The organism is Brevibacillus sp. FIR094, from assembly GCF_050477165.1.
Lineage (GTDB): Bacteria > Bacillota > Bacilli > Brevibacillales > Brevibacillaceae > Brevibacillus.
In genome coordinates this window covers 22,535-38,185 of the sequence record NZ_JBEAES010000015.1, presented here as the reverse complement: position 1 = coordinate 38,185, position 15,651 = coordinate 22,535, and the positions used below count along the sequence as shown (strand labels likewise).

The 15,651-nt window shown below is 48.4% G+C and carries 16 protein-coding genes and 1 other annotated feature; of the genes, 10 read left to right on the top strand and 6 right to left on the bottom strand.

Translation table 11 applies throughout. The annotated features are described in order from the left end of the window. Nucleotides 1–40 precede the first annotated feature (40 nt). Both ACQ5DJ_RS15190 and ACQ5DJ_RS15185 read left to right on the top strand, forming a co-directional pair. Nucleotides 41–1,102: an HD-GYP domain-containing protein gene (locus tag ACQ5DJ_RS15190; RefSeq protein WP_429843202.1), complete on the top strand. Its 1,062-nt coding sequence runs from the start codon at nucleotides 41–43 to the stop codon at nucleotides 1,100–1,102. A gap of 162 nt (nucleotides 1,103–1,264) precedes the next feature. Beyond that, nucleotides 1,265–2,131, top strand: coding sequence for a universal stress protein (locus ACQ5DJ_RS15185; RefSeq protein WP_429843201.1), 867 nt, complete (start codon nucleotides 1,265–1,267; stop codon nucleotides 2,129–2,131). A 58-nt stretch (nucleotides 2,132–2,189) separates the two neighbouring features. Here ACQ5DJ_RS15185 and ACQ5DJ_RS15180 read toward each other — a convergent pair whose 3' ends face one another. Beyond that, nucleotides 2,190–3,428: an MFS transporter gene (locus ACQ5DJ_RS15180; protein WP_429843200.1), complete on the bottom strand. Its 1,239-nt coding sequence runs from the start codon at nucleotides 3,426–3,428 to the stop codon at nucleotides 2,190–2,192. Nucleotides 3,429–3,490: 62 nt separating this feature from the next. Beyond that, on the bottom strand, nucleotides 3,491–4,084 hold the full coding sequence (locus tag ACQ5DJ_RS15175) for a TetR/AcrR family transcriptional regulator (protein ID WP_429843199.1): 594 nt from the start codon (nucleotides 4,082–4,084) through the stop codon (nucleotides 3,491–3,493). Nucleotides 4,085–4,223: 139 nt separating this feature from the next. On the opposite strand from ACQ5DJ_RS15175, the gene ACQ5DJ_RS15170 reads away from it, so the two are divergent. Both ACQ5DJ_RS15170 and ACQ5DJ_RS15165 read left to right on the top strand, forming a co-directional pair. Further along, nucleotides 4,224–5,066 (top strand): deoxyribonuclease IV, encoded by an 843-nt coding sequence (locus ACQ5DJ_RS15170; RefSeq protein WP_429843303.1) that lies wholly within the window; start codon nucleotides 4,224–4,226, stop codon nucleotides 5,064–5,066. Between the two features lie 51 nt (nucleotides 5,067–5,117). Then, a complete protein-coding gene (locus ACQ5DJ_RS15165; protein ID WP_173620325.1) occupies nucleotides 5,118–5,519 on the top strand; it encodes a hypothetical protein in 402 nt (133 codons plus the stop codon). 359 nt (nucleotides 5,520–5,878) lie between these two features. On the opposite strand, the gene ACQ5DJ_RS15160 is transcribed toward ACQ5DJ_RS15165, so the two are convergent. Further along, on the bottom strand, nucleotides 5,879–7,300 hold the full coding sequence (locus tag ACQ5DJ_RS15160; RefSeq protein WP_429843198.1) for a sigma-54 interaction domain-containing protein: 1,422 nt from the start codon (nucleotides 7,298–7,300) through the stop codon (nucleotides 5,879–5,881). A gap of 281 nt (nucleotides 7,301–7,581) precedes the next feature. Between ACQ5DJ_RS15160 and ACQ5DJ_RS15155 the strand changes: the two genes are divergently transcribed. Genes ACQ5DJ_RS15155 through ACQ5DJ_RS15130 form a run of 6 tightly spaced genes read left to right on the top strand, consistent with a single transcriptional unit; the run spans nucleotide 7,582 to nucleotide 12,453 of the window. Further along, nucleotides 7,582–8,247, top strand: coding sequence for a CoA transferase subunit A (locus ACQ5DJ_RS15155; protein ID WP_429843197.1), 666 nt, complete (start codon nucleotides 7,582–7,584; stop codon nucleotides 8,245–8,247). Further along, nucleotides 8,247–8,909: a 3-oxoacid CoA-transferase subunit B gene (locus ACQ5DJ_RS15150; protein ID WP_429843196.1), complete on the top strand. Its 663-nt coding sequence runs from the start codon at nucleotides 8,247–8,249 to the stop codon at nucleotides 8,907–8,909. The genes ACQ5DJ_RS15155 and ACQ5DJ_RS15150 overlap by 1 nt, the downstream gene beginning before the upstream one ends. A gap of 43 nt (nucleotides 8,910–8,952) precedes the next feature. Then, nucleotides 8,953–9,771, top strand: a complete 819-nt coding sequence (locus ACQ5DJ_RS15145) for an ABC transporter substrate-binding protein (protein WP_429843195.1) — start codon at nucleotides 8,953–8,955, stop codon at nucleotides 9,769–9,771. 49 nt (nucleotides 9,772–9,820) lie between these two features. Then, entirely contained in the window at nucleotides 9,821–10,486 is a 666-nt protein-coding gene (locus ACQ5DJ_RS15140) for an amino acid ABC transporter permease (RefSeq protein ID WP_106833467.1), read from the top strand. Between the two features lie 17 nt (nucleotides 10,487–10,503). Then, on the top strand, nucleotides 10,504–11,244 hold the full coding sequence (locus ACQ5DJ_RS15135) for an amino acid ABC transporter ATP-binding protein (protein WP_144616442.1): 741 nt from the start codon (nucleotides 10,504–10,506) through the stop codon (nucleotides 11,242–11,244). Between the two features lie 27 nt (nucleotides 11,245–11,271). Further along, nucleotides 11,272–12,453, top strand: coding sequence for a thiolase family protein (locus tag ACQ5DJ_RS15130; RefSeq protein WP_429843194.1), 1,182 nt, complete (start codon nucleotides 11,272–11,274; stop codon nucleotides 12,451–12,453). Between the two features lie 82 nt (nucleotides 12,454–12,535). Here ACQ5DJ_RS15130 and ACQ5DJ_RS15125 read toward each other — a convergent pair whose 3' ends face one another. From ACQ5DJ_RS15125 to ACQ5DJ_RS15115, 3 genes are all read right to left on the bottom strand, one after another. Further along, on the bottom strand, nucleotides 12,536–12,898 hold the full coding sequence (locus ACQ5DJ_RS15125; protein ID WP_429843193.1) for a hypothetical protein: 363 nt from the start codon (nucleotides 12,896–12,898) through the stop codon (nucleotides 12,536–12,538). A gap of 125 nt (nucleotides 12,899–13,023) precedes the next feature. Beyond that, a complete protein-coding gene (gene argS, locus ACQ5DJ_RS15120; protein WP_429843192.1) occupies nucleotides 13,024–14,739 on the bottom strand; it encodes an arginine--tRNA ligase in 1,716 nt (571 codons plus the stop codon). 49 nt (nucleotides 14,740–14,788) lie between these two features. Continuing rightward, nucleotides 14,789–15,053, bottom strand: a binding site (T-box leader). 24 nt (nucleotides 15,054–15,077) lie between these two features. Beyond that, entirely contained in the window at nucleotides 15,078–15,590 is a 513-nt protein-coding gene (locus ACQ5DJ_RS15115) for a hypothetical protein (RefSeq protein ID WP_429843191.1), read from the bottom strand. Nucleotides 15,591–15,651: the final 61 nt, after the last annotated feature.

The following is a 15,651-nucleotide window of genomic DNA, read 5'->3' as shown; positions in this document are numbered from 1 at the left end:
AGAAGCATCAGGGGAGGATGGAATCAGGAGGAAAGACCCCATGAAATATGTGAATGTAGACCTAGTAGAGCCAGGAGACGTTTTGGCTCGAAGCATTTATACAAGCGAGGGCTTAACGCTCTTGCATGCAGGTGTCCAGCTGACTGTCGGAATGATTAATAAATTGCGTCGGTTCGGCGTCACGATGTTAAGTATCAAAGACCCACTGCTCGATGAAGTGAAAGAGCAGGAGGTCGTCACGGAGACGACTCGGAAGGACGCCATTCGCAATCTGTCACAAGCGATTTCGTGTGTGCAGACTGGAAAAAATTTTGATGTTCGTGGCATTCAAAAATCAGTGGGGAGTATCATCGACGAAACCTTGAGAAATCGTCGCGTGCTCTTGAATCTGGGAGAGATTCGCACGACCGACAACGCTATGTACATTCATTCCTTGAATGTGTGCATGATGGCAACAGTTATGGGCGTAGGTTTAGGCTATAATACAGCTCAACTAAAAGAGCTCGCTATCGGAGCGCTCTTGCATGACATCGGGAAGCTGTCAGTCGACAAGGAAGCCCCAGCCTACAAAAAGAACAGCAAGACCAATCATCATACGTGGCTGGGCTTTGATCTGTTGCGAAAAAAACATGAAATGAGCATTGTTTCCGCACACGTTCCTTTGCAGCATCATGAATGGGTGGATGGTAGTGGGCAGCCAAGAGGCCTGACTGGCGATGAGATTCATGATTTCGCCAAGATTGTTGCGATTTGTAACTACTATGATAATCTCGTCTCTCCTTTTTCAGAGGAAGAAGAGACGTTGCCTGCGTATGAGGCTTGCGAAAAAGTCATGGGGCTAGCGGAGAAACGCTTTGATCTTAAAATGGTCATTCATTTTTTGCGCTCGATTGCCATGTACCCAACAGGAACCTCGCTGAAGCTGTCGACAGGAGAGATCGGTGTGATCATTGACCAAAATAGAGGCTTGCCTTCGCGCCCAGTCGTTCGGGTCATTCGAAGAGAGCAGCAGGCGAATCGGCGGATGGTGGATGATCATGAGATCACGGACATTGATTTGAGTGAAAAGCCTACTATTTTTATTACCGCTGTCATGGACTAGGGCTTGAAAGAATAGGACTCCCTATCAGGGAATATCCCTACCAAGATCAGGGAAAACCCCTACATACACGTAGGGCCCACAGGGCTACAATGGACTCAAGGCAGATGGATACATAGAGCTTCACCACATTTGCCAGATGAAAAAGAGGAAGGACGTGTCATTATGTCCCGTATTCTAGTCCCTGTCGATTTCTCAGCGCAGTCCATTCAGGCGGTCCGCTTCGCGCTGGCCTACGCCAAAAATAAGCATGATATCACATTGCTTCATGCCATCTCGCCGTTCCCTTCACGCAATGTTGTCAGAAGGTTGGGAAGAGAAGTCGTAGAAGATTATCAATTGGATGAAGCAAGAGATGATCTGAAAAAATTCCTGGCAATCGTTGAAGAAGCAGGTATCACTTATGAACTGGAGATTGAGTTCGGAGAGCCACATGAAGTCATTGCGAAGCATGCTGCGAATGATTATGCTGCCATCGTAATGGGAACACATGGCTACGGTCGCATTACAGGCTTCCTGTTGCAAAGCGTCAGCTATCCGACACTCCACGATGTCAATGTTCCGGTCTTCCTCATTGCGGAGGAGACAGATGCGAGCCGCTTCCCTTGGAATAAAGTACTCATTGCAGTAGATGGCTCCGATCATTCGATGGAAGCTGCGAAAAAAGCTATTGAGATGGGGCAGCACCTCCCGGATGTATCGTTTACACTCTTGTCCGTTGTCATTCCACCAGTCACATACGCAGGTGTATATGGTGTAGGCTGGGATAACATGAATACACTCGAAGGTTGGGGACGTGAAACGTTAAAACCTTGCGAGGAGCTGCTCGAAGCTGCATCGCTCCCTTTTGAAAGCAAGGTCGTGGTTGGAGATCCAGCTACTGTGATCCGCCAGACAGCTGAAGAAATCGACGCTGGACTGGTTGTGCTCGGTCATCATGGCCAAGGCGCAGTTGCAGGTACGCTGCTTGGCAGTGTTACATTTAAAACGATTCATCGTACGAAAACACCACTCCTCATTGTGAAAACATAGCATTTTTTAGAAAAAGCTGTCCGCTTGGTGGACAGCTTTTTTGCTTGGACGCATTCTCTTACGATACAGTTTGCGCTTGTTTGTGTTCGAGAAGATGGTTAGCCCCATCTTGTGTAACATCCCACTTGATTCGTGTACATCCCCATGCAGCGAGCAGAAGGATGACAGAAGCGATCAGAAATACCGAAATCAACGAAGTCATCTGCATGAGCGGACCTGCTGCAAAGGAACCGATCATCATGAGCCCGACCATGAGCGGTGAAATCGTTCCATTCACTCGTCCGATATACGCTTCATCCACGAGCTTGATCATGAACATACCGATTACGATCTGTAAAAATGCCATCCCAATTCCGGTGAAAAAGCGCATCGCTGCGGTGACGTATACCCAAACAGAGAGAACTTCTACGGCGACGGAAAGAGCGAAGAATATCAATCCACCTGTAATGACCCAACGACCATTCAGGCGGTCCAGATAAATGGAAGCCAAAATACCGCCCAACAGCATACCCAATCCGTCTAACGCGGTAAACCATTGAATGGCTTCCTTGGAGAGTAATAGACGATCCGTGATAACAAATACCTCCAGTGAATTGATAAGACCCGAGGATAGTCCCAGACACGAAAAGGTAACGGCAAGCCCGCGCAAGGCTGGTCGTTTTTTTACATAGGCAAAACCTGCTTTAATCTCAGAAAGGAGCGTTCCGTCTCCCTCTGTTGCACTGGCAGTTGAGGTAGGGAGTGTCAAGAGGATCAGTGCCGAGACGAAGAAGAGGACGGCCATCGTTAACAGGGAAGGATAGATGCCCCAATGTTCAAAGAAGAAGGTACCGACAATCGGGCCAACCAGTAGAAAAATGGAACCCGTACTTTGTGAAATAGACACAGCTGCTGCAACTTGCTCATCAGGAATATGACGCTTCATCATCTTGGCAGAAGAAGGCTGGGAGAACTGCGACGCGACAGCTGAGATAAATGTCGCAAAGAATACAGCGATCCACATCCCTTGCCAGAGCAAATACACGATGACCAAGACAGAGAGGGCGCTTAACAGGTTCCCGGCTATCATCGTTCGCTTCGGATTCCAGCGATCAGCTAATGCCCCACCAATAATCGAAAAAACCAAGATAGGCGCAAGTTCGATAGCGGTCAAGAGCGATACGGCGGTCGGATTGTTGCCGCTCGTCTCCATCACATAGTAGAGCAAGGCCATGTTACGTATCCATATACCGATATTTTCTAATGTATCCGTGATAAAGACGGTGAGAAAAACCTTGTTTCCCCAAAGACCTTTCATAGGTCATTTCACTCCCGAAAAGTTATACCGAACGTCCGGTCTAATAAAAGTTGAAAAAAATGCTACTTGGCAACAATGCCATGCAGCAAAACGTCAATGCTCCTCTTCAGCAGAGCATGAAGACGCTCGTCTTCCATTTGATAACCTACGTTAATGATTCCGTTCATGAGCCCTTCCAGTATCATCGCCATTTCTTCGGGATCGCATGGAGCGAACTCGCCTCGGTCGATTCCTTCTTGGAAGAGGGAAGTATAGAGGGTATACGTGGAGCCGAGAATTTCCAGCACTTGTTCCAAAATGACTGGATCGGCGAGCTGGCTACCGGAGAACTCTTCACCTGCTTTTTTTAGAGGGTGGGACAAAAAATCCTCCAAGAAAAAAGTAGCTAAGCCGTACAGTTTATCGATGGATGTCTCGAATTCTTTTTCTTTTTCCTGCCACAGATATACCCATTCGTTGTACTGCTTTTCAAGCAAATACAGGAACAACTGCTCCTTGTTTTTGAAGTGGTAATAGAGGCTGCCCTTACTCGCTCCTGTTGCTTGGCAAATGTCCTCAATGGAAGTGGCTGAATAGCCTTTCTGAGAAAATAACTCGGTGGCTTTCTCTACGATATGTTGTTTGGTTTTCTCCCCATCGAGACGACGCTTTGACATTTTAGAAATGCTCCTTCTTCTAGACTGAACGTTCGGTTTAGTTTCAGTTTATTCGATCTGACTGGGAAACGCAAGTGCTCGATTGAGAAGAAGGGTCAGAGGGAAAAATGATAAGAAGCGAGAGAAGGGCGGGATTACTTTGCAAATCGGTTGTCATGTCAGTATTCGTCATGGGTATGAGGAGGCGGCGAGAACTGCATACAAAGAAGGAGCGTTATCATTTCAATTTTTCCCGAAAAACCCTCGGAGCTTGAGCGTCAAGCAATTCGATGCCCGGGACGCAGAGCGATGTCGCGCTTTTTGTCAGCAAAACGGCATGCTGTCGATTGCTCATACGCCATACCCGGTGAATCTTTGTGTCGAGGAGCAGGAGCTATTCGCCGTCACAGTAGGCTCCGTACGAAATGACTTTGAAATTGCCGAAGCTTGTGGAGCGTTGGGCGTGGTCGTTCATTTTGGTCAGTATAAAGGCGCTGATGTACTGACCGGTTACAAAATCATGATCCAGATGGTCAATCAAATTTTGGATGGCTGGAATGGAAAAGCCCAGTTGTTAATCGAAAACAATGCGGGACAAGGCAACCGCATGGGCACGACACTCGAAGAGCTTATACAGGTTCGACAATTGCTTGCTGAGCCACAGAAGGTAGGCTTTTGCCTGGATACGTGTCATGCATTTGCCAGCGGATTGTGGAAAGGAAATGATTGGGGGGAAGTAGCCGATCGGATGCGAGAGCTCGATTATTTTACGAGCTTGCGTGCCGTTCATCTGAACGATTCCGTTTATCCGAGTAGTTCCTTTCGAGATCGGCATGCCTCCATCGGAAAAGGAATGATCGGTGATGCAGCCATTGCCGCTTTTTTGCAAACACCCGAATTGCAAGGACTTCCTATCGTCCTAGAAACGGCGAGAGGCTCAGAAGGGGGCCATAGCGAAGAAATCAAACATGTTCGTCTGCTTAGAGACAATTGGCAGGGGTGACCATGTTGTGGTAGAGTGTGAAATGATGTGTTCAACACGGGAGGGGTACCTATGAAAAAGCGTATTAAGGTGACGATTGCTGATTTTACTCATCTTACAGAAAACTTGAATAACCCGGAGGAGCTCGCTCTGTACGAAGGGGCGAACGGAAATACATACGATGCTGAAATCGAGCATGATGGATATGCGATTGTAGATGTAACAGACGAGGATTACATCGAGCTGGCTCCGGGGGAGTATCAGCTAATGATCGAGGAGTGGACAAACGCCGGACAAATCGGCGAGTGGACACTGCAAACCATGTCTGACCCAGCGGATGACAAGGCTTTGCTGTATCGCACAGTGGACAAGGCTGGGACGGAAATACAAGCACCACAATCCTTGCCGAAGCAAGTAGTCGAGCTGGTTGCCAATACGTGGTTTGGCAAAAAAGCAAAGAAGATTGAGGAGTAATCGAAGAAAGAAAGGAGCGCTGCGAGGTAGCGCTCCTTTTTTATGAACGAATCTGAAAAGATAAAGATGATCTTCCTAGTTTTTTTTATAAAGTACCGATGAACAAACAAAGCTGGTGAGAAGAAAAAGCGCAGGGCTCGTAGACCTTGACAACGCCTGCCCAGTCGGAACTTAAAAAAGGGGACCACGCTTGTCGAACACTTCTTCCTTGAGAAACATCCGCCCGTAGGGTGGCTTTGGCTCGACGGTCCCCTTTTTTAAGTGGAGCCGGACAGTCAATCCTCCTTGCGAGCGTGTCAGAGTCGAAGAGAACTGCGCTTTTTCTTCTCCTCCACTATGTTGACTCAGCTTTTTTTCAATCACTCGTCCTCAGATTCCAGCAGAATCCCATACTTTTTAATCCGACGCATAAGTAACGACTGGGTTATACCGAGTGCCGCTGCTGTTTTGCGAGTCGTTTTATGCGTGCGCAATGCTTGCAGAATAAATTCCATCTCAATTTTCTCCATCCGCTCTGTAAGGGAAAGAGAACCGAGTGAAAGAATCCCTTCCTCCAGCTCACGAATACTCCGCAGTTCTTCTGGCAAATCACTGACTTGGATTTCATCCAACTTGGACGTAATAACGATCCGCTCTACCAAATTTTCCAACTCCCGCACATTCCCAGGCCATTCGTATTGATGCAAAACATCCAGCGCTTCCGGGGAAAAACGTCGTTTCTGGTTATGCTTACTATTGAATCGCTGTAAATTGTGGTGGAGTAGAGGGAAAATATCGTCCTTTCTCTCCCGTAATGGCGGAACATTGATTGGCAAAATATTAAGGCGATAGTATAAGTCGTGCCTAAATTTGCCCAACCGCACGAGCTCTTGAAGGTTGGCATTCGTTGCCGTAATGATACGGATGTCAGCTGTGTATGTTTTGGTGCCGCCGATCGGCATAAATGTTTTGTTTTGCAAAAGCAGCAATAATTTCGATTGCAAGTGGTAGGGAAGCTCGCTGATTTCATCCAAGAAAAGCGTACCTTTGTCCGCCATTTTCACTAATCCGATTTTCCCTGAGTGACTCGCCCCTGTAAATGCCCCTTTGTGGTAGCCGAACAGCTCTGACTCGATCAAGGTTTCGGGAATGGCGCTACAGTTGACGTGGACGAACGGCCCACTTCTTCGTTCGCTCAATTGGTGGATTTGCTCCGCAAGATAGCTTTTTCCTACACCTGTTTCTCCTGTAATAAACACGGTAGTGTCGACAGGGGCTGCTTTTTTCATTAATTCTAGCAGGGCGAGATAGGAACGGCTGTTGCCAATCAAGGTTTGGGAGGAGCTTTGGTTTGCCTCCCATTTCATGAGCTGAATTTCTTCGCCGTACCGCTTTAGCAAAGCGACTGTCTCTTCCAGCTGTGAACTGGCACGAGCTGCCTCTGTTATATCGCGCGAGTGGGAAACGATCAGCTCCGGTCTCCCATCCTCATCCGGGATGATATGTCCAGTCACCAGGAATTTCCCCTTATTATTGACGAGCTGAATGGTTGTGGTCGGTTTTCCCGTTTCCAAAACCAAGCGGGTGACTGAAGGACTGAAAATCCCCATTTCTTCAAGATCAGATACGTTTTGCCCGATGAGTTCGGCTTTTGGTAGACCACACAGGTTTTCACTCGCATTGTTTAACCATAAAGTAGTTCCCTGTGCATCAGCAATGAATATGCCATCTGCCAGTGTGTTCAGGATGTCAATAAAACGATCAACAGAAGACAGTGCTAGTATCTCCGCAGCTTTTTCCATGTTGAGTAGCTCCCCGGTTTTTCAACTGATTGTACAAGATCAAATTGATCGTTGTATAGTGAATCGAAATTAAAAATACTTGAGTCGAAATAGATTCAAGCGAGAAGTTAGACTTTTCCTACTTTTCGATTCAAAGGTGAGTCTATTTCGACTCAGTGAAAGTGAAGTGATTTTAGCTTGAATGCGTTTTCTTGCTGTTTTAAGGCTTGGCACAAGAGTTGCTATTACATACTTGGACGTAAGCGATTTACCCAAGAATAAGAGATAAGGAAATGCATGCGATGTTATCAAAACTGGTGACGCACGAACAAGCAGTGGAGCATGTTCTGGATGGCACCCGGCTGATGTATGGCGGATTCGGCACGATTGGCTCCCCAGCACAATTGATTGATGCGATCTTGCACAAAGGCGTGCAAAGCTTGACACTCATCGGAATTGATGCGGGGTATCCGGAAATCGGAATCGGAAAGCTGATCAGTCATGGACGGGTGAGGCGGCTGATAACCACACATATTGGCTCCAATCCCGAAGCAGGTCAACAAATGATGGACGGGATGCTGGAAGTGACATTTTGTCCACAAGGAATTTTCGCAGAAAAGATTCGGGCAGGAGGTGTTGGCATTCCGGGAATCGTTGTAGATGCGTATGTGAGAGGAGAGCGAATGGAAGGAGTAGAGCCATTTGCTTTTGCCGGAAGAACTTGTCAGATTGAAGCTGCCCTTACAGCGGAGGTAGGGATCATCTATGCGAAACAGGCCGATACTTACGGAAATCTCATTTATGACAAGGCGGCAAGAAATTTGAATCCGCTAGTAGCGATGGCCGCAGATTTCACGATCGCTGAGGTGGAGGAGATCGTTCCTGTAGGAGAGCTGGACCCGGAAAAAATCGTGACGCCTGGCATTTTTGTGGATTATATCGTGGTTCGTGGCGGAGGGAACAGCTAATGGGGTTGGAAATAGATCAGCGAAATATGGTTGCGTGGCGTGCAGCCAAAGAGGTCGCTCCTGGAATGGCAGTGAACTTGGGGATTGGGATACCTGAGCTCGTCGCTGATTTTATCCCGCATGAATGGCAAGTCATGTTTCACTCGGTGAATGGAATCTTGGGAGTCGGACCTACGCCGTTAAAGGGAGAAGAGGACCAGCATATTTCCAACGCAGGTGGAGCACCTGTTACCGTTGTTCCGGGGGCATCTTATTTCGATAGCACCATCGCGTATGGCATGATCCGAAGAAGAAAGCTGGATGTAGCGTTTATCGGGGCTTTGCAGGTGAATCGCCGAGGAGATCTGGCAAACTGGATTGTTCCAGGCTCACGCGTTCATGGAATTGGCGGAGGAGCGGAGCTGGCCTATTATGCCAAGAAAGTAATCGTGCTCATGAGCCATGTCAATCAGGCAGGCGAGCCCAAAATTCGCAGGGAGTGCACATTGCCGCTGACGGCGAAGGGCTGCGTCGATCTCATTATCACCGAGAGGGCCGTTATCGAGGTCACGCAAAGAGGCTTGCTTTTGACAGAGGTCATGTACCCGTACACCTTGGAAAACGTCATCGCGAATACCGGAGCACCTCTGATGATTTCAGAAAATTTACAAATGGTAGAGTAATGAAAATGTAAGCGTGAACACAAAGAATTGGGGGATGGAACAGATGAAAAAAACATGGAAAACAATCGCAGGAGTCGTATTCTCGTTGTCACTACTTGTAAGCGGATGTAGCCAAGGCGCTTCCACTAACAGTGCGGGAGGTCAAGCGGGTGGGGCTACGGCTGGTAATGCATCGTCCATGACAAAAGAGGCAGGCGTATTTGTATACGCGGCTTCCGGTGAATATCAGCCATTCAGCTACTTCAAGGATGGTCAATTGACTGGATTTGATGTCGAGATAGGCAATGAGATCGCAAAGCGCTTGGGTCTTGAGCCAAAGCCAGTCACGTCGCCTTTTTCCGGTATTATCGCAGGGGTAAAGGAAGGTCGCTACGATGCGGCGATTGCCAGCCATGCGATTACAGAAGAGCGGAAGCAGCAGGTTGATTTCGCAGACCCATACTATTTGTCCGGTGGTCAACTGTTCGTTCGCCCGGATGGGACTATTAGTACGCTGGAAGGATTAAAAGGCAAAGAAGTGGCAGTTGCACTCGGTACTACACATGAAAAGATGGCGCGGGAGTATACGGATAACATCAAAACCTATGACAGCGATGTAACGGCTCTGCGTGCATTGGAGCAGGGAAAACACGATGTCGTGATTACTGATAGCGTCGTAGGGGAGATTGCCATTGGGCAAGGCTTGAAGCTTAAGAAAAGCGGGAAGCCACTCTCGGAAGTCAAGCATGGAATCGCAGTGCGCAAAGGGAATACGGAATTGCTGAACAAGATCAACGAAGTGCTCAAGCAAATGATGGAAGATGGTACCTACGTCAAATTGAGCGAAAAGTATTTTAATCGCGACATCAGCAAAGCCGAATAGTGAGTTGGTATAACAAGTATATTCCATTACGAGTGAGGGGTGGCATCAAGTGCCCAGTATTGCCCATCTGACAGAAGAGTTTCTCCGGACATTGCCGTTTTTTTGGAAGCCGTTGCTGTTGACATTTCAGCTGACGATCGCTTCTGTTATCGTAGGCTCGATTATCGGATTGTTTGTCGCCTTGTTAAAGGTGTCCAAGCTTCCAGTTGCACGTTTCATAGCCAATGCGTACATCATGATCATTCGCGGTACGCCGTTAGTCGTGCAAATTTTTGTTTTGTATTTCGGCTTTTACAAAGTCATTGACCTGGGTCAATTTTGGTCGGCAGCGCTTGCTCTGGCGATTCACAGCGGAGCCTATATCGCAGAGATTTTCCGGGGCTCTATTCAGTCGATTGATAAAGGACAAATGGAGGCAGGGCTTTCTCTGGGCATGTCCACTCGTCAGACTATGCGTCGGATCATTTTGCCGCAAGCGATGAAACGATCGATCCCGCCACTTGGCAACCAGTTTATTTTGTCTTTGAAGGAATCGTCTCTGGCCGCTTTCATTGCCATGGATGAGTTGTTCTCACTGGCCCGCCGCTTGTCTGCGGAAACCTTTGATGAAATGACGTACTTTTTGATTGTGGCGCTCTATTACTTGGTTATTGTCATGGCGTTTACGTATGTGGTCCACATCATGGAGAAGCGTCTGGCAAAAGGAGAGGCGTAAAGCGGAGGGGAAAGACGATGGAAAAGCAAAGAGAAATGATACGCGTGCAAAATTTGAAGAAAAGCTTTGGAAAAGTGGAAGTTCTCAAGGATGTTACCTTGCAAGTCGGAAAGGGTGAGGTCGTCGTCTTGATCGGTGCCAGTGGATCAGGAAAAAGCACACTGATTCGATGCATTAATTTTCTGGAGATCAAGGACGGCGGAGAGATCTATATCGAAGGAAAAAGCATCGACCCGAAGAAGGATGACTTGACCAAAGTGCGGCAAAAGGTAGGCATGGTGTTCCAGCACTTCAATCTGTTCCCGCATAAAACGGTACTGGAAAACATCATGGAGGCACCGCTGATTGCTAAGAAAGCGGATAAGGAAGAAACGAAGCAGGAAGCGCTCCGGCTGCTGCAAAAGGTAGGTCTTTCTGAAAAAGCGGACGCCTACCCGTCTAGCCTCTCCGGTGGACAAAAGCAACGCGTGGCAATTGCTCGTTCACTGGCGATGAAGCCTGAGATCATGCTCTTCGACGAGCCAACCTCAGCGCTTGACCCAGAGCTGGTAGGCGAAGTCCTGGAGACAATGAAGCAGCTCGCACAAGAAGGAATGACGATGATTATTGTGACGCACGAAATGGGATTCGCCAAAGAAGTGGCCGATTGGGTTGCGTTTATGAATCAAGGTAAGATCATCGAGATGGCTAGACCCCAAGAAATTTTCAACAATCCGAAAGAAGAGCGCACGAGAGAATTTTTAAACCGTGTACTGTAATGGCAGAAAACGAAAGGGAGCTGTGGCATGAGAGACGTGGTTATAGTCGCGGGTGTGCGCAGTGCAGTGGGTGCATTCGGGAAAAGCCTGCGTGACGTACCGGCAACAGAGCTGGGGCGGCAAGTATTGGAAGGCTTGATGAATAAGGTTGATTTGCCGAAGGAACAAGTCAATGAAGTGATTTTTGGCAATGGGTACGTACATGGGGGAGGACTCAATGCTGCACGTATCAGCTCGCAGCTGGCGGGATTTCCTCGCAATGTCTATGGTCACATCGTCATCAAAGCGTGTGGTTCAGGATTGAAGGCGATTGGCAACGGTGCGCTAGCCATAGCAGCAGGTCAAGAGGACGTGGTGATTGCGGGGGGAGTGGAGTCCATGAGCAATGTTCCCTACCTCGTGAAGAATCGCTGGGGCAGCAAATTCGGCAATTTGTCCATGGAGGACGCCCTCTTGTCCGATGGCTTGATCTGCTCGCTGACCGGTGAGCACATGGGCATGACCGCAGAACGGCTGGCTGTACAGTACGGTATTTCCCGTGAGGAGCAGGATCGTTTTGCCTACGAGAGCCATGTAAGGGCAGCAGCAGCAATCGAAGCAGGCACGTTCGAGAGTGAGATCGTACCGATTGAAATCAAGGATCGCAAAGGCACCCGCGTATTTGCGCAGGATGAATCCGTGCGTCATGATATCAAGCTGGAAGAGCTGGCTAAGCTGAAAAGTGTTTTTCAAAAAGAAGGAACCATCACTGCCGGAAATGCGTGTCCGATGAACGACGGCGCAGCCGCTGTATTGATGATGTCTCGTGAAAAGGCGGAGGAAGCGGGTTTGACTCCGCTCATGAAAATAAAGGCTTTTGCCAGCGCAGGAGTCGAGCCTGGTGTGATGGGGATCGGACCAGTTCCCGCCACGCAAAAAGCACTGGAGAAAGCTGGATTGACGCAGGGTGACATTGGACTCATCGAATTGAACGAGGCATTTGCCGCTCAGGCTTTGTCTGTAATCAAATGCTTGGAGCTGGACACGAGCAAGGTGAATGTCAATGGAGGCGCGATTGCCTTGGGTCACCCTGTGGGAGCAACTGGTGCTAAACTGACAGTGACGTTGATGAACGAAATGATGCGCAGTCGCGAGAAGTATGGCATGGTAACGCTGTGCATGGCAGGTGGCATGGGGATGTCAGTGATCTATGAAAATTTAACGATGTAAACTTCATATGCAAATGAAAAAGCCCCAGACGTTGATATGTCGGGGCTTTTTGCCATGAAAGTGTGATCGCATAATAGGGGACTTATTGTTCGCGTAAGTATTTTCGCAATGTGGCCGCTACTTCTGTTGGGTTTTCCAACTGCACAATGACATGCTGATATTTGACATGCCCCTCTATTTCTAGAATCAACAACGAATCAGTCTGGGTAAAAGAAAGGAAGTACCATTCATTTTTATGCTGAAAGCTTCCTTCATATATGTTCAAAGGTGCAAAAGACGTCCCTGGCAGTCGCAACATCCATTTTGGCGGAACAAAAGAACCGACCTGAACATTCTTGATCGATTGGTAGGGTAACGTGATCGTGCTCTTCAAGGCTAAGAATGTATGCAAGCCAGTGAGACGCAAGGTAAAATCCGTCTTGCCGAAATGTACACTTCTTCCCATCGTTGCTCACCTCTTTCATCTGCCATCGTTTCATTATCCCACAGATGAATCATGATGACACGGGACACTCAAAAAAGCCGGCGCTTCCCCACAAGAGGAAGCCAACCGGCTTTTCGTCTTCTTTCTTACATTTCTTCTGGAGCAGCCAGACCGAGCAGACGCAGACCTTCCTTTAGTACAGCAACGACTGCTGCTACGAGCTGGAGACGGGATGCTTTCACATCTTCTTCCTCAGCCAGGATGCGCACATTCGCATAGAACTTGTTGAACGTTTGCGCCAGGTCGATTACATACTTACCGATTTGCGACGGATCGAAGTTATCGGCAGCACGTTCGATTACCTCTGGGAACGCGTTCAAGAGGGTAATCACTGCCCAAGCCTCTTTGCTGTCGAGTGCGCCGGAAGCCAGGTTCACCGTCGTTGCTGGCTGGTAACCACCTCTGCGCAGCAGCGAGCAAGCACGCGCGTGTGCGTATTGCACGTATGGTCCTGTTTCCCCTTCGAAGGTCAGCATCTCTTCCCAGGAGAAGTTGACATCATTCAGGCGGAAGTTTTTCAAGTCATGGAAAATAACTGCGCCTACCCCGACTTGACGAGCCACTTCTTCTTTATTGGACAGCGTAGGGTTTTTCTCTTCGATGACTTTTTGGACATCAGAAATAGCTTGTGCCAACACTTCTTCCAAGAGAACAACTTTCCCTTTACGCGTGGACATTTTCTTGCCGTCCTTGAGCATCATGCCGAATGGGATGTGGTGCATATTTGCGGACCACGCATAGCCCATTTTTTCCAACACTTTATAGAGCTGCTGGAAGTGGAGGCGTTGCTCGTTCCCTACGACATAGAGTGCTTTTGCAAAATCGTACGATTCGTGGCGGAAGAGGGCAGCAGCCAAATCACGTGTAGCGTATAGGGTAGCGCCGTCTGATTTTTTGATCAGGCATGGCGGCATGTTGTATTCATCGAGGTTCACGACCATTGCGCCGTCGGATTCAGTCAAGAGACCTTTTTCCTCGAGCAACGTAACGACGCGATCCATTTTGTCGTTGTAGAATGCTTCCCCGTGTGTGGAGTCGAAGGCTACGTTCATCAGGTCGTAGATCTTCATGAATTCCTTGAGGGACTCATCACGGAACCATTTCCACAGATGCTGTGCTTCCTCGTCGCCATCCTCGAGCTTTTTGAACCATTCACGGCCTTGGTCTTCCAGAGTAGAATCGTTTTCGACTTCTTCGTGGAAGCGAACGTAGAGGCTGAGCAGCTCCTTGATCGGTTCTGCTTTTACCTTTGCTTCGTCACCCCAGAGGCGATACGCGACGATCAGTTTGCCGAACTGCGTACCCCAGTCACCCAAGTGATTGATGCGCACTGGCTCGTAGCCTTGCTTTTCCATGATGTTGGCAATCGCGTTCCCGATTACAGTAGAGCGCAGGTGACCCATGGAAAATGGCTTGGCGATATTCGGTGAGGAGAGGTCGATTGGTACTTTGCGTCCTAGACCGACATTGCTGCTTCCATATGTGCTGCCTTGAGTAATGATTGTTCCGATTACTTGCTCAGCCACATTTTCTTGATCCAGGAACAGGTTCACATACGGTCCAACTGCTTGTGATTCACGCAATGGTGCACCGGAGAGCTGTCCAGCCAGCTCTGCTGCGATCATCGGTGGGGCTTTGCGCAATGCTTTTGCCAATTGGAAGCAAGGGAAGGCCACATCGCCCATTGCAGGGTTTGGTGGTGTTTCCAGCATGTCATAAACGGCTTCTTTGGTCAGTGTGTCTACGCCCATCGAGGAGAGCGTAGCGGCAATCTTTTCAGCGACTTGGTGTTTGTAGCTCATCTTAAATTTCTGCTCCTTTCAAATAAAAAAACCTCTACGTCTCCTGTGAAAAAGAGACGAGAGGTTATACTCCCGCGGTGCCACTCTTGTTGTTTTTCCCCTCCATGAAATTTGGAAGGCAAAAACCGCTTGACCTGCTGTAACGGGCAGTCCCGGCATAGCCCTACACGATCTGTTGCCCATAATGACTGGCATAGGATGTTCAGGCTGCATCTCCGAGGGGCGCTTCCTCACATGGTTTGGCATCGGGCTCACACCGTCCCCGACTCGCTACAGCCTCGCACAAGGAGTACTTTCCTCATCAACGATTCGTTTGTTTCTCTAGAATTATAGCTGTTTTAACCGTCAGGATGCAACTCACTGTTCCGGTTTTGCAAAATCTTATCTAATTCAGCGAAATATTGTTTGGTCAGCTCTTCCCTTTCTTCCGCGCTGAGGTTATCCGCGTTCATCATTTGCTCTTTGTACTGTTCCAGCTTTTCGAGCATGGCCAGCTCGGCAGCAGCGGCATCGTCCAGATCGTAATTTTCCGATGGATCGAACGGGATCAATCGATTGTCGTTACCACTGCGCAAATATGCGGAGCGCCAGTTCTCCGGAAACTGGTACGGCTGTTCGCTAAACATAATCGCTAGAATATCGTCGGATTCAATCGGCAGGAAGTGATCGTAATCGTCTCTTCTGCCTCCCTCGGATAAATTAATGTGGGACAAAAAATAGTGGAGATAATGTTCCCCGGTTTCGGTATTCTTAACGATGGAATAGGTTTCAAACTCGGATTTGGATAGTTCTTTTATGGTCTCTAAACAGGATAGAAATTTGTCTTTTTCACGTGCTTGCAAGTCAGCCATGTCATCTCGTTCCTTTCGCTCTACAATAAGCCTCATGATAGCAAAAGCAATGTGCTCTGAC